Annotated in this window: 13 protein-coding genes; 5 read left to right on the top strand and 8 right to left on the bottom strand. The window is 68.9% G+C overall.

Annotation, left to right across the window (positions count from 1 at the left end):
• Positions 1–160: 160 nt before the first annotated feature.
• The 3 genes from Q0Z83_RS12400 to Q0Z83_RS12390 are packed head-to-tail and all read right to left on the bottom strand — an operon-like array spanning position 161 to position 1691.
• Positions 161–820 carry a hypothetical protein gene (locus Q0Z83_RS12400; protein WP_317794024.1) on the bottom strand — a complete coding sequence of 220 codons (660 nt, stop codon included), beginning with the start codon at positions 818–820 and terminating at the stop codon, positions 161–163.
• Between the two features lie 41 nt (positions 821–861).
• Positions 862–1107, bottom strand: coding sequence for a helix-turn-helix domain-containing protein (locus Q0Z83_RS12395; RefSeq protein WP_378078135.1), 246 nt, complete (start codon positions 1105–1107; stop codon positions 862–864).
• On the bottom strand, positions 1107–1691 hold the full coding sequence (locus Q0Z83_RS12390) for a DUF2975 domain-containing protein (protein ID WP_317794022.1): 585 nt from the start codon (positions 1689–1691) through the stop codon (positions 1107–1109). Before Q0Z83_RS12390 ends, Q0Z83_RS12395 begins: the two co-directional genes overlap by 1 nt.
• Positions 1692–1893: 202 nt before the next feature.
• Between Q0Z83_RS12390 and Q0Z83_RS12385 the strand changes: the two genes are divergently transcribed.
• The gene (locus Q0Z83_RS12385; RefSeq protein WP_317794021.1) at positions 1894–3501 is read left to right on the top strand and encodes a methyl-accepting chemotaxis protein; all 1608 of its coding nucleotides are present in this window, start codon (positions 1894–1896) and stop codon (positions 3499–3501) included.
• A 153-nt stretch (positions 3502–3654) separates the two neighbouring features.
• A complete protein-coding gene (locus Q0Z83_RS12380) occupies positions 3655–5463 on the top strand; it encodes a S8 family serine peptidase (protein ID WP_317794020.1) in 1809 nt (602 codons plus the stop codon).
• Positions 5464–5516: 53 nt separating this feature from the next.
• Here the strand turns inward: Q0Z83_RS12380 and Q0Z83_RS12375 are convergent, their stop codons facing one another.
• The gene (locus Q0Z83_RS12375; RefSeq protein WP_317794019.1) at positions 5517–6914 is read right to left on the bottom strand and encodes a sensor histidine kinase; all 1398 of its coding nucleotides are present in this window, start codon (positions 6912–6914) and stop codon (positions 5517–5519) included.
• A 109-nt stretch (positions 6915–7023) separates the two neighbouring features.
• Between Q0Z83_RS12375 and Q0Z83_RS12370 the strand changes: the two genes are divergently transcribed.
• Together Q0Z83_RS12370 and Q0Z83_RS12365 are read left to right on the top strand one after the other, a co-directional pair.
• Complete coding sequence (locus Q0Z83_RS12370) at positions 7024–7707, top strand: response regulator transcription factor (RefSeq protein ID WP_317794018.1); 684 nt, start codon at positions 7024–7026, stop codon at positions 7705–7707.
• Between the two features lie 87 nt (positions 7708–7794).
• A complete protein-coding gene (locus Q0Z83_RS12365; protein WP_317794017.1) occupies positions 7795–8217 on the top strand; it encodes a hypothetical protein in 423 nt (140 codons plus the stop codon).
• A gap of 8 nt (positions 8218–8225) precedes the next feature.
• Here Q0Z83_RS12365 and Q0Z83_RS12360 read toward each other — a convergent pair whose 3' ends face one another.
• Both Q0Z83_RS12360 and Q0Z83_RS12355 read right to left on the bottom strand, forming a co-directional pair.
• A complete protein-coding gene (locus Q0Z83_RS12360) occupies positions 8226–9188 on the bottom strand; it encodes an isopenicillin N synthase family dioxygenase (RefSeq protein WP_317794016.1) in 963 nt (320 codons plus the stop codon).
• Between the two features lie 154 nt (positions 9189–9342).
• On the bottom strand, positions 9343–9813 hold the full coding sequence (locus tag Q0Z83_RS12355) for a GNAT family N-acetyltransferase (RefSeq protein ID WP_317794015.1): 471 nt from the start codon (positions 9811–9813) through the stop codon (positions 9343–9345).
• A 108-nt stretch (positions 9814–9921) separates the two neighbouring features.
• Between Q0Z83_RS12355 and Q0Z83_RS12350 the strand changes: the two genes are divergently transcribed.
• The gene (locus Q0Z83_RS12350; protein WP_317794014.1) at positions 9922–11394 is read left to right on the top strand and encodes an amidase; all 1473 of its coding nucleotides are present in this window, start codon (positions 9922–9924) and stop codon (positions 11392–11394) included.
• A 318-nt stretch (positions 11395–11712) separates the two neighbouring features.
• Here Q0Z83_RS12350 and Q0Z83_RS12345 read toward each other — a convergent pair whose 3' ends face one another.
• Positions 11713–12210 (bottom strand): hypothetical protein, encoded by a 498-nt coding sequence (locus Q0Z83_RS12345; protein WP_317794013.1) that lies wholly within the window; start codon positions 12208–12210, stop codon positions 11713–11715.
• Positions 12211–12760: 550 nt separating this feature from the next.
• Entirely contained in the window at positions 12761–13060 is a 300-nt protein-coding gene (locus Q0Z83_RS12340; protein WP_317794012.1) for a hypothetical protein, read from the bottom strand.
• Between the last annotated feature and the right edge of the window lie 77 nt (positions 13061–13137).

Below are 13137 nucleotides of genomic sequence, written 5' to 3'. Positions count from 1 at the left end.
GAATCTCGGTCAGCTTCCTGCGTGTAGGCAGCGGTGTCCGGTCGGTTTCTGGACGCCCGCTACCAAACGGAGGCGAAGGTTCCGACGGTTGCCTGCGCATCGGATCTTTTTAAGGCGTGACGATCGCTGAGGGTGGGACGCCGTTCGCCGGCGTTGCCGGTCAGGGGTTGTCGGGCGAGATGACCGCCGGGGCGGGTCGGCGGTGACGTGCCCGGAAGATGGTCAGCGGGATGGCCGCCGCCAGGACCAGGGCGATGACCGGGCCCCACGCTTCGAGCCGGCCGGGCCACGGCACGAGGGTGAGCAGGAGACACAACACCACGGCCTGGGTGACGTAGCCCGAGGTGTATGGAGTGGACCGGGTCGAGGTCGGTCTGCGGATCTGGACGGCGGAGATGGCCGACAGCACGAACGCCCCCGCCATGATCAACAGCCCGATCCCGACGACGGCCGATTTCGATCTGACGTAGACGCCCTCCACCGACACCAGCCGGCCGTGGGAGAGTCCGACCGACACCATGTCGCCCTCCTGCACGTCGACCATGGTCCCGCTCATCGATTCCGTCCGCTCGGCGCCGTCGTCCAGCCGCAGCGTGAGTTGCTGACTCGTCCAGTGCTGGGCGGTGTCCCAGCCGGAGTCGTAGTCGATGGCCACAACGGTCGCCCGGTGCGTCTCCAGGCGGTCGGCGGCGAAGTCGCTGAGGGTCGTGATCTGGACGTAGGTGGGGTAGGCCACGACGAACAGCAGGATGACGAACAGGCCCGCCGCGTACCTCAGGATGGTTTGCTCGAAGGTCTTGTCCCCACCCACTGCGTCCATCGCCTCACTGTATATTTGCGTGTCTGCTCACCCGGTGAGCGTCAGGTCGGCACCTGCACCTGCGATGGCCGGCGGACGGTGAACAGGTCGCCGGGTTGACACTGCAACGCGTCGCACAGCGCGGTGAGGGTGCTGAAACGCACGGCCCTGACGCGTCCGTTCTTGAGCGCGGAAAGGTTGGCCAGGGTGATGCCGACACGGTCGGCGAGCTCGGTCAGTGTCAGGCCCCGGGCGGCGAGCAGCTTGTCGATGTGGACCTCTACGCGGTGCTCGCCCTCCGGTGGCATCAGACCACCTCGTCGAGTTCGGCGCGCAGCGACCGACCTCGGCGCACGATCTCGGCGATGGCGAACATGCCGAAGCCGAACAGCAGCCATGATCCCGGGACGGCGAAGTCCAGCAGTGTATAGGCGTCGAGGGGCTTGAGTGTGGTGCTGAGCGCGAACCCGGCGGCGGACTGGATCGCCCAGACCACCGGACCGCCGATGACCGACAGCAGACCGAGCGCCCGAAAGCGGGTGACGATGCCCCCGGTGAACGGGTCGTCGTGCCGTGCCCGGCCGACCAGCCGCCAGAGCAGGAACAGCACCAGCAACAGCAGCAGGATGGCGGGGAGCGTCGCCAGCAGCTCCCAGGCTCGCTGCGCGCCGGTCGGGTGGTCTACTTGCAGGCTGACCGCGGAGTCGATGCTGGTTCCCGGCGGCAGATTGAGCGGCACATCGGCACTCAGCAAGCTCGCGCCGCTCACCTGCACGTCGAAGGGCCGTCCCATGAGGATCCCGATCGTGGTCACCGCACCCCCGATGCCGGTCAGCACCACGCCCATCGTCAGCAGCCCGTGAAGCTCATCCAGCCAGTCGGGCCGGCGCAAGGACGTTCGCATGATGACCACATCCCTTCGGTTTATCGACAATCGATGTATCGACTATCGATAACTCTAGGCGTCCTGTCAAGGCGGTGACGTCGGTTGGGCGTGGCGCGTTCGGTGTGCCGGCCGAGTCGCTCAGTCTTCGCGCCCAGGTGACGATGAGACTTCGGAAGACTTTTCACGTTCAGCGGCTGACGGAGTGGTCGTGGAGACGAACTCAGGCCCGCTCGGGTTGATCAAAGACCGTCGGGTGATCACCAAGATCCTGACGGCCGTACTGCTGGCCGCGGCGATCTGCTCCGGTGTCGCGGTGTTCTCGCTGGTCAAGATGTCGGCGGTCAACGACAGCACCGGCGTGGTGTACGACGATGGTCTGCAACTGCGGAAGATCGCCGAGGTGCGCAACGCGTTCAACCGGACCCGGACCGAAGCACTCGAACACTATTTCACCACCGACAGCGCCGCCAAGGACGCCGCCGAGCAGGCACTCCGGCACCACGAGCAGGTTCTCGCCGAGGTCAGGGACGAGTATCGGCGGTTCCATCTGGGCCCGATCCGCCTGGAGGCGCTGGCCGCCTTCGATCAGGCCTGGGAGCGGTATCAGACGATCGTGAACGACCGGCTGTTACCGCTGAGCCGGGCCGGCAAACGGATCGAGATCGCCGCCATCCGCGAGGCGGAGACCGCACCTCTGGTGGCCGAGATGCGCAAGGCGATGGACATCCTCGCCGAGCAGACCGTGGTCAAGGCAGACGAGGAGAGACACGCCGCCGAGGATCGTTACACCACCGCCCGTACCCTGGTCGCGGCTCTGATCGTCGTGGGTGTGGTGATCGGCGTGGCCGCGGCGGCCGCGATAGCCAGACTGATCACCCACCCGTTGACCCGCTGCGTGCAGGTCCTGGACCGGGTCCGCGACGGTGACCTCACCGGCCGTACCGGGGTGACCGGTCGTGACGAGATCGCGCAGCTGGCCCGGGCGCTGGACGCGTCCACCGACTCGATCGCCGAGATGGTCCGCCGGGTCGGTGACAGTGCGCAGCACGTCGCGGCGGCGTCCGAGGAGTTGTCCAACGTCGCGGTCGAGATGTCGTCGGCCGCCGAGGAGACCTCCGCGCAGGCCGGGACCGTGGCGGATGCGGCCGGTGAGGTGTCCCGCAACGTGCAGACCGTCGCCGCGGGGGCCGAGCAGATGGGCACCTCGATCCGGGAGATCGCCAGCAGTGCCGGCGAGGCGGCGATCGTCTCCGCGTCGGCTGCTCAGGCCGCCAACCGCACCAACGTGATCGTGGCGAAACTGGGCCAGTCGTCGTCCGAGATCAGCGAGGTGGTTCAGTTGATCACCGCGATCGCCGAGCAGACCAACCTGCTCGCGCTCAACGCCACCATCGAGGCGGCCCGGGCCGGTGAGCTGGGCAAAGGTTTCGCCGTGGTCGCGTCCGAGGTCAAGGATCTGGCCCAGGAGACGGCGAAGGCCACCGACGACATCTCGCGCCGGATCGCGACGATCCAGGACGAGACCCAGCAGGCCGTCACCGCGATCGTCGAGATCACCGCGGTCACCTCGCGGATCAACGACTACACCTCGACCATCGCGGCCGCGGTGGAGGAGCAGACCGCCACCACCGCGGAGATGGCTCGTAACGTCAACGATGCCGCCACCAGCGCCGGTGGTATCGCCGAGACGATCGGTGGTGTCGCGCAGGCCGCCGACTCCACCGCCACCGGTGCCACGCAGACCCAGACCACCGCCCACGACCTGGCGCGGATGGCGGCCGACCTCCAGTCGACGATCTCCGCCTACCGCGTCTGATCCGGTCGCCTGATCTTTGTCCAGCGGTGTCCAACGAGCACCACACCGAGCTCGCAAACCCCATAGGTTCGCGTCCATCGTGGACTGCCTATGGGGAGGTAGCTCTTGTTCCGAAGGAATTCTCATCGGCCGGCGGCCGTACTGGCGCCGGCCGTGGTCCTGGCTCTCGGGATCGTGCCAGGGCCGGCCCGTGCGGCGGGCGGCGACGACATGGCCGACCGGATCGCCGCGGCCCAGGCCGCGCCCGCATCGTCCGAGACCAGGCCGCCCGCCCGCCGCATCGGCCCGGCCGCTCCCGCGAACGGGCCGGCCCACCTGGTGGTCGGCTATCGAGCCGGTACCAGCGCTACGGCGATGGCCGGACATCTGCGCGCCACAGGCGTGAGCGTACGGGCCGACGCCTCGCTGGCGAGCCTCGGCGCGCAGGCGGTGACGGTGCCGGCCGCCGACCTGGCCGAGGTGACGGCGGCTCTACGGGCCGATCCGCGGGTCGCCTACGTCGAGGCGGACGCGGTCGTTCAGGCCACCGCCCTGACACCGAACGATCCGCTGTACCCGCAGCAGACCGAACTGCCGCAGATCACCGTGCCGGACGCGTGGAGCACCACCACCGGCTCGGCGGTGACGGTCGCCGTGATCGACACGGGAGTGAGCCCGGTCGGTGACCTCGCCGGGGCGGTCGTGCCCGGCTGGGACTTCGTCAACAACGACGCCGATCCGAGCGACGACCAGGGCCACGGTACGGCGGTGGCCTCGCTGATCGCCGGGCGCGGCAACGACGGTGTGGGGATGGCCGGGGTCTGCTGGTCGTGCAAGGTCCTCGCGGTCAAGACGCTGGACGCCACCGGCAGCGGCCTGGCGAGCGCCTCCGCGGCGGGCATCGTGTTCGCCGCCGACAAGGGCGTCAAGATCATCAACGTGTCGCTCGGCGGCTACACGGCGACCCAGGTGGAGAAGGACGCGGTGGCGTACGCCCAGAGCAAGGGTGCGCTGGTCATCGCCTCGGCCGGCAACGACCTGGTGGCCGACAAGCTCTACCCGGCGGCCTTCGACGGGGTGCTCGCGGTCGGCGGCACCGACGAGGACAGCGAGCCGTACATCTTCTGCTGGTTGTGGTGTGAAGGCACCAACTACGGGCCGGACTGGGTCGACGTGGCGGCGCCGTGGTGCTCGATCGCGGCGAACCTGCCCGGCTACTCGACCCCGGAGACCGACGACGACTACGACGTGTTCTGCGGGACCTCCGGTTCGGCGCCGCTGGTCTCCGGGGTCACCGCGCTGCTGAAGTCGAAGTCCCCCGGCGCCACCTCGGCGGCGCTCACCCAGGCGCTCACGTCCACGGCCCGGCCGACCCAGACGACGGGCTTCACCCAGTTCGGTGAGATCCGCGCCGCTGCGGCGCTGAGCCGGGTCGACGCCTCCGCACCGAAGATCACCGGAGTCGCGCCGGGACCGAACGCCCGGTTCCGGGGCACCGTCACGGTCACCGCGACGGGCGTGTCCGACACCGGCTCCGGCGTCGCCTACGCCGCGCTGTACGCGGGCGGCAAACTGGTCGGGCGCGACACCACGGCGCCGTACGCGGTGAAGTACAACAGCGGAAAGAGCAACGGCCCGGTCGCCTTCCAGTGGCGGGTCGTCGACCGGGCCGGTAACTCCGCGGTCTTCAACCGGACGCTGATCGCCGACAACAAGGCACCGACGGTGAAGATCACCAGCGGGCCCAAGAACGGCGCGAAGGTCAAGGGGACGGTGACCGTGAAGGTCTCGGCCGGCGACACCGCCGGCATCAACCGGGTCGAGCTGCTGATCAACGGCAAGGTGGTGGCGAAGGACGTGTCCGCGGCGTACGCCTTCAAGATCAAGGTCTCGAAGTTCCCGAAGACGATGAAGATCCAGATTCGGGCGGTCGACAAGGTCGGCAACACGGCGGTCACCACAGTCCGCACCTGGAAGCGCTGACCCGCGCCGGGGCATCCCGGATCGTCTCGGGGCGATCCGGTGTGCCCCGGCCATCAGCCGGTCACCGAGCCGTCGGACGGCAGGCGCAGCCGGAAGGCGGCGCCGTCAGTGAGGTCCTCGACGGTCAGGGTGCCGTCGTGCAGGACGGTGATCTCCCGGGCGATGGACAGCCCCAGACCGGTTCCGCCGTCCTGGCGTGACCGGCTGTCGTCGAGGCGTACGAACCGGTCGAAGATCCTCTCCCGATCCTGAGCCGCGATGCCGGGCCCGTCGTTGCCGACGACGATCTCCGCCTGCTCACCGGCCCGACCGAGGCTGATCGTGATCCGGTCACGAGCGTGACGCATCGCGTTGTCGACCAGGTTGCGCAACAACCGGTGCAGCTGGTCGGCGTCACCGAGCACCCGTACCGGAACGACCTCGCCGGCCAGGCGCAGCCCGGGCCGTTCCACCGCGACCCGCTCCCGCGCGGCATAGACCAGATCGTCGAGGTCGACCTCCTCGCGGCGCAGCCGCAGGGCGGCGTCGTCGACCCGGGCGAGCAGCAGCAGGTCCTCCACCAGCCGCGCCAGCCGGGTGCTCTCCCGGTGGATCCGCGTCACCGATCGTTCGGCGCTCTCCTGCAGGTCGGCCGCCCGCAGCAGGTCGGCGTTGGCGTGGATGGTGGCGAGCGGGCTGCGCAGCTCATGGCTGGCGTCGGCGACGAACCGTCGCTGCGCGGCCGAGGCGACCTCGATGCGGTCGAGCATCGTGTTCATGGTGGCCGCGAGCGCGGCGATCTCATCACCCGAGTCCGGCACCGGCAGTCGCGCACCCAGGTTGGCCGCGGTGATCGACGCGGCCCGGTGGGTCATCGCCTCGACCGGGCGCAGCGTGCGGCCGACGAAGAAGAACGTCGCCACCCCGACCACCAGGGCGAGCGCCGGCATCCCGACCAGCAGTGCCGTCACGACCGCCCCGGTGGCCTCGTCGACGGTCTCCGTCGACTGCGCGACCAGCACCGTCCGCGGACCGGACGGCGTCGCCACGCCGATGGCCACCACCCGGAACGGCCCGTGCCGGCCGTTCCGGAGCCGCCTGGTCTCCCAGGCGCTGCGACCGGGCCCCGGACGCGACGCGGACAACGGCCGGTCCGCGGCGAACGCCGGTGAGGACCGGATCACCCGGCCGGACGCGTCGACGATCTGCACCAGGGTGCGGCCCGGCTCGGGTGGGCTCATCGCGACGGTCAGCGCCGCGGGGTCGTCGGCGCGCAAGGCGGCGATCACCTGGTTGGCCCGGTCGGTGGCGGCCGCGGACACGTTGTCGAGCAGGATCCCCCGAGCGGTGGCCAGCAGCGCCGCTCCGGCGAGCACGGCGGCGACCGCGACGACCAGCGCGGCGGCGATGGCGGAGCGCAGCCGGATGCCGATCCTGCGGGGCAGCAACCGCGACACGGCACGCATGGGCATGGCCGCAACGCTAATCAGCGGCGGCTGAACGAACGCTGAAAACACGGTTCAGCGGATTCTCAGTGCACGGCGGGCAAGCTTGGAGACGACAAGGACCAGGAGGTACGGGATGCGGATTCTCGTCGTCGAGGACGAGCGGGAGCTGGCGGAGACGATTCGCGACGGCCTGGCCCGGGAGGGTTTCGCCGTCGACCTGGCCCACGACGGCGCCGACGGCCTGTGGATGGCCACCGAGAATCCGCACGGCGCGTACGACGCCATCGTCCTCGACATCATGCTGCCCGGTCTCAGCGGCTACGAGATCTGCCGGCAGCTGCGGTCACGGGCGGTCTGGACCCCCGTGCTGATGCTGACCGCCAAGGACGGCGAGTACGACGAGGCCGACGCCCTCGATCTCGGCGCCGACGACTACATGATCAAACCGTTCTCGTTCGTGCTCCTGATCGCCCACCTGCGTGCCCTGATCCGCCGGGGCGCGCCGGAACGCCCGGCGGTCCTGACCGCCGGTGACCTGACCCTCGATCCGGGGCAGCGGCTGGTCAGCCGTGGCGGTGTGCCCGTCCCGGTCACTCCCCGCGAGTTCGCGCTGTTGGAGTTCCTGCTGCGCAACCGGGGCCGGGCCGTCACCAAGGCGGCGATCATCGAGAACGTGTGGGACGCGCACTTCGCCGGCGACCGCAACATCGTCGAGGTGTACGTCGGCTACCTGCGCAAGAAGATCGACCATCCGTTCGGCCGCAACGCCATCGAGACCGTCCGCGGTGCGGGATACCGGATCTCCGCCGACGGCTGACGCGGGCTTCTTCAGCGATATTTCAGGTCCTCTCTGGCAGCCTGTGCCTCTCGACCAGCGCACCTCCCCGAGAGACCGAGGATTCCGATGAGTGACCTGACGCCACGTTCACCGCACGACGATGACGAGACACCGGAGGTGACCGCCGTCGCCGGCGCCGCGCCGGCCGATCCGCAACCCGCGCCGGCCGCGCCGCCGGCCCCGCCCGCGGTGGTGGCGGCCCCTGCGGGTGTCCGGTGGTATCGCCGTCGGGTGCCGGTGCCGGCCGTGGCCGCCGCGCTGGTTCTGGGCGTGCTGCTCGGTGCCGTCACGGTGCTCGGCGCCGTCGCCGCCGGCGGGCACCGCGGCGACGAGCGGGGCCGTCCCGGTTCGGCGGCCGAACGGCACGGCGGTGACCGCGGTGACAGGCGGGGCGACCACCGACGCGACGACCGGCGAGGACCCGCTCCGGCACCGACGGCCAGCACCGTCCCTCAGGCGCCCACTCCCCTGCCGAGCGCATCCGCCTGACCGGCGTGTCAGTCCACCGACGCTGCGGCTTCCCGTTCCCGGAAGTAGTCGCCGGCCACCACCGGCGGGTAGTCCGTGCCGCCACCGATCGGGGGTGCGAGCGGTGTGACGACCCGGTCCATGTCCGATTCACAGAAGACGATGAGACTGATCAGTTCCTCGTCGGGGTCGACCTGCGACGGCGGCAGCACCCGGTGCCGGGTGGAACGCCACCGGTCGCCGGTCCACCGGGCGAGCAGGTCGGCGATGTTGACGGTGAAGGCGCCCGGGACGTATGGCGCGTCCGCCCACTCGCCGTCGAGGGTCTGCACCTGCAGCCCGCCGTAGCCCGGCTGCCGGTCGAGGATGGTCAGGATCCCCCAGTCGGTGTGCGGCGCCACCCGGAACTGGCCGTCCAGTGGTGTGCCGGTCGCCGACAGTGCCGGATAACGGTTGATGTTGAACGTGTGCGGTGCGTTCCTGGTCCGGTCGACGAAGTAGCCGGGGTCCAGCCCGAGCGCGACGGCCAGCACCTCCAGCAGCTCCCGGTAGAGGTCCTGGATCTGGTCGGCGTAGGTGGTCACCGGCTCGCGCAGACCGGGCACCTCGGCCGGCCAGACGTTCGCCGCGAACCAGGCGGGGTCACCGGCGGGAAACTCCCGCCCGAGGGTGAAGGTCTCCTTCAGGTCGGCCTTCTCCGCGTCGGCGACCTCGCCGTAGAAGGCGTTCGCCTCGCGTCCGTACGGGATCCAGCCGCGCCCGCCGACACCGGTGGCGTACCCCTGTTTGACGGGGTCGGGCAGGGCGAAGAACGCGCGGGCCGACTCGCGGATGCTCTCCTTGAGTGATTCGTCGATGCCGTGCCCGCTGACCATGAAGAACCCGGAGTCGCGCATGGCCCGGTCGAGCCGGGCGGCCAGCGCGGAGCGCTCCCGCGGACCGGCGCCCCGCCAGACGCCGATGTCGAAGAGCGGAATGTCCGGCGTGCTCATGAATCACATCCCCGGAGAAAAGGAGAACCGTCGGAAGACTCGTTTTGACGATACGTGTCGCCTGTTACAACGGCTCGGGCCGGACCCGGGCGTCACGGTGTGACTCCACCACGTCTTCGATGGCCGCAGGTCGTGCTGATCCCGGCCGGTGTCACTACGCTGCGGAGCGCCGTTCGACCCATACCGCCTCGGGCCAACCGGGACGTTCGTTGGCTTCGCGACGAATCTCGACGAATCCGTGTGCGGCGTAGAAGCCGGCCGCCGGCGTGTTTCCGTCGGTGTACTCCAGCCGTACGGGCCGGCCGTCGGCGTAGCCGCACAGCTCAGTGATCAGCGCCGAGCCGATGCCCGTTCCCTGGGCCTCGGGAACCACGTAGAGCTTCCAGATGATCGCAGCCTCACCCCGCAGATCGATGTTCCCACTGCCCACCACTGCTCCGTCTTGCTCCGCGACGAGCACCGTCGTGTTCTCCAGACTTCGCCTGATCGCCTCGGGCGACCACCACGTCTCCAGGCCCTCGGCGATGTACTCCGGGCCGGCGAACCGGTACGTCGTCGGCCACGTTCGCTGCCCCACGGAGATGATCGCCTCGACGTCATCGGGGCCGGCCTCGCGAATCCTCATGGTCACCACGACATCATCCCCGCCGACCCATCGACCGACCGGGAACTGTTCGGGAGATCGGTTCGCGTGTCGGTGATCGTCGGCCACCCGATGAGGCACGCTGTGAGCATGACCGACCACACGTATGCGACGGCTGCCGAACTGACCACGGCGATGGATACCGGCGAAGTGTCTGCGGTCGAGCTCGCCACGGCCGCGATCGCCCGGATCGAGCGCCTCGACGGCGACATCAACGCGGTCTGCGTACCCGACTTCGACCGGGCCCTCACGGCGGCCCGCGAGGCCGATGCGGCGCGGTCGCGGGGAGAAACCGGGCCCGTGCTCGGCGTCCCGATGACCATCAAGGACTCGCTCGACGTCGCCGGGCTGCCCACCACCTGGGGACTCCCGCCGTTCAAGGACCATGTGGCAGCGGCCGACGCGGTCGCGGTCGCCCGGCTCAAGGCAGCCGGAGCGGTCATCCTCGGCAAGACGAACGTCCCGCTCGCGCTCGGCGACTTCCAGTCCTACAACGCGATCTACGGCACCACGAACAATCCGTGGGACCTCGGCCGTACCCCCGGGGGCTCCTCCGGCGGCTCGGCCGCCGCCGTCGCCGCCGGCTTCGGCGCCCTGTCGCTGGGTTCGGACATCGGCGGTTCGCTGCGGGTTCCGGCGCATTTCTCCGGGGTGTACGCCCACAAGCCCTCGATCGGCCTGCTCCCGTTACGCGGCCACACCTTCCCGGGCACCCCGCCACTCCCCGATCTCGGCGGCGACCTGGGCGTCATCGGCCCGCTGGCGCGCAGCGCGGCCGACCTCACGATGCTGATCCGGCTGCTCTGCGACCCCGACGAGGAGGGCCTCGGCATCGCCTACCGGACCGCCGTGCGCCCGGCCCGCCACGACGACCTCAGCACGTTCCGGGTCCTGGTGCTGGACACGCACCCGCTCGTCCCGATCTCGTCCGAGGTACGCGCCGCGATCACCGAGCTGGCCACAAGACTGGAAGCCTCCGGGGTGACGGTCCTGCGAGACAGCCCACACCTGCCCGACCTGGCCGAAGGCGCCCGCTGCTACATGCGGCTGCTCCAGTCGACCCTGGCGGCCAACCTCCCACCCCACGTGTACGCGACGGCGCTCACGGCCGCGGCCGCCCTCGACCCGGCCGACACGTCCCTGTTCGCCGAGCGGACCCGCGGCATGGTCCTGAGCCACCGCGACCGGGTTGCGGCCGACACCGTCCGGGCTGTTCAACGCGCCCAGTGGGCGCGGCTGTTCACCCACGTCGACATCGTGCTCGCGCCGGTGTCCTCCACCCCGGCCTTCCAACACGACCACAGCGAGCCGATATGGCGACGCACGATCCCCATCGACGGTACGGAACACGACTACCTCGACCAGTTGGCGTGGGGCGGCATCGCGACGGCACCCGGTCTCCCGTCGACCGTGGTGCCGCTGACCCGCTCGGCGCAGGGGCTACCCATCGGCGTCCAGCTGATCGGCCCGCTCTTCGAGGACCACACCCCGCTGCGCTTCGCCGAGCTCCTCGACCGCGAATTCGGCGGCTTCACCCCGCCCCCGATCGACAGGCCCGTCTAGGAAGCCCCGCGCACAGCTGGGAAGCCCACCCGGCGAGCACCGGCAGCGCCGTCTGGGCCGAATTGCGGCTGGACGGTGCGTGGCGGACTGCGGTCCGCGGCGATCGTCTGACGGTGCGGGCGCACCGTCATGGTCAGGGTCTCCACGGTTGATCGATTTCTTGGGGAGGCCGCGGGTCTGTCGATGTTGGAGGTGCGGTTTCGGGTGTGACGGCGGGTCCTTGGACGTGTCAGGTTTTCGCAGAAGTCGTCGTTACGACGTTGTGGTGTACGACCTCTGGCCGCCGCGTCCTACCCCACCGGCGCATGCGCGGGCGACTCAGCCGACCCACGTGTCGATCGCCTGGTGGATCCGGTACAGACTCTGCTCTCCCCACTCGGCTTCCGGGTCCGGCTCGAGGAAGGTCATCGCGACACCGGCGACGCTCAGCGCCGACAACGTGCAGCGCTCTCGCTCAGGGGCACCGTAAGGGCTGGCAGTGATGTGTCGGCCGGCGATGTCCGGTGCGCCGAGTTCGGCGACCAGTCGACCGTGCATGGCGATGCTCAGAGCGGAGGTCAGGGTCTCGAAATCGGCGTCGAGCTCAGCCCGCAGACGGTAACCGAACAGGCCGGTCAAGGTCCGCCAGGCTTCCGCGACCTGCGTGATGCAAACCTTCTCCGACTGAACGAAAACGATCTGAACCTGCTCGCGCAGGTCGCTGTCGGCCAGACCGAAGACGGTAACGCAGAGCGCGTGATAGGTACGCCAGGCCGGCGACGCCGGAATGGCTCGCAGAACGCTCAATATCAAGGTCCTGGGCAAGGTCCGCCACACCGTCGAGCAGACCTTCGCTCTCCTACACCGGCTCTACCGATCGCCATCCGCCGAAAACGCCGTATCGGCATCCACGACAGCCACGCCTGCGCCATGAAATGCCGACACCGCTTGATCAAATGAACGCGGTAGAGATCGCGTTAGCCAGCTCTTGCCTTCGAAGATCCCGAATGTCGCGGTCCGGTTTCCGAACCACGTAACGGCACCCTGCCCGCGGTTGACGAGGACCCTATGATGGCGATAGAGACCTAGGCGGAACCTACCGACTGTCTGGAGTCACATGAAGGGCGACGACCTACGAAATATCGTCATCAACATTGTTGCCGGTATATTGCTATTTTTCCTGGGCGTGCTGACTCGCCGACTATTCGAGCTCTGGCGAAGTTTTACGAACGGCCGATTCTGGCGACGATTTGCTCAACGCGACGTGACGGTGGTCGTGGGTCAGTTGGACCGCCAAGAATTCTTGGCCTTCGAGCCGTCCGGCGTCGTGGGTGTAGGTGACGTCCGCGCCCTTGACAGGCTGAACGAGGTTTTTCTTCGTGGAAGGCTACGCCGATTCGGGATAGCATTCGGTGGCGCCTTGAATGACAAGCAGAGAAAAGGAAATCTGGTGCTGCTCGGGGGAATTGACGGAAATCCCCTGTCGGCTGAGATCATGAAAGGGGTCGGATCGCTGGTTGAGTTGATGAATGAAGATAAGATTCATCCCCCGGTGCTGGTTGACAAGATCAGCAGCCCACCGCTGCGTCTTCAGCCTGAAGTGGTGGACGGCCGCGTGATCTACGACTACGGCGTGCTGATTCGGGCACGTAATCCACTGGAACCCCAACAACTGGGTCGTCATCATCGCCGGCTGTCTGGGGTACGCCACATGGGCGGGCGTACATCTCACACTAATGCCCGAGATATCCCATGCTCCGGCCG

Origin of the sequence: Actinoplanes sichuanensis, assembly GCF_033097365.1 — a bacterium.
Taxonomy (GTDB): domain Bacteria; phylum Actinomycetota; class Actinomycetes; order Mycobacteriales; family Micromonosporaceae; genus Actinoplanes; species Actinoplanes sichuanensis.
The sequence above is the reverse complement of the archived record's forward strand: the minus strand, read 5'-3'. Positions and strand labels throughout refer to the sequence as shown.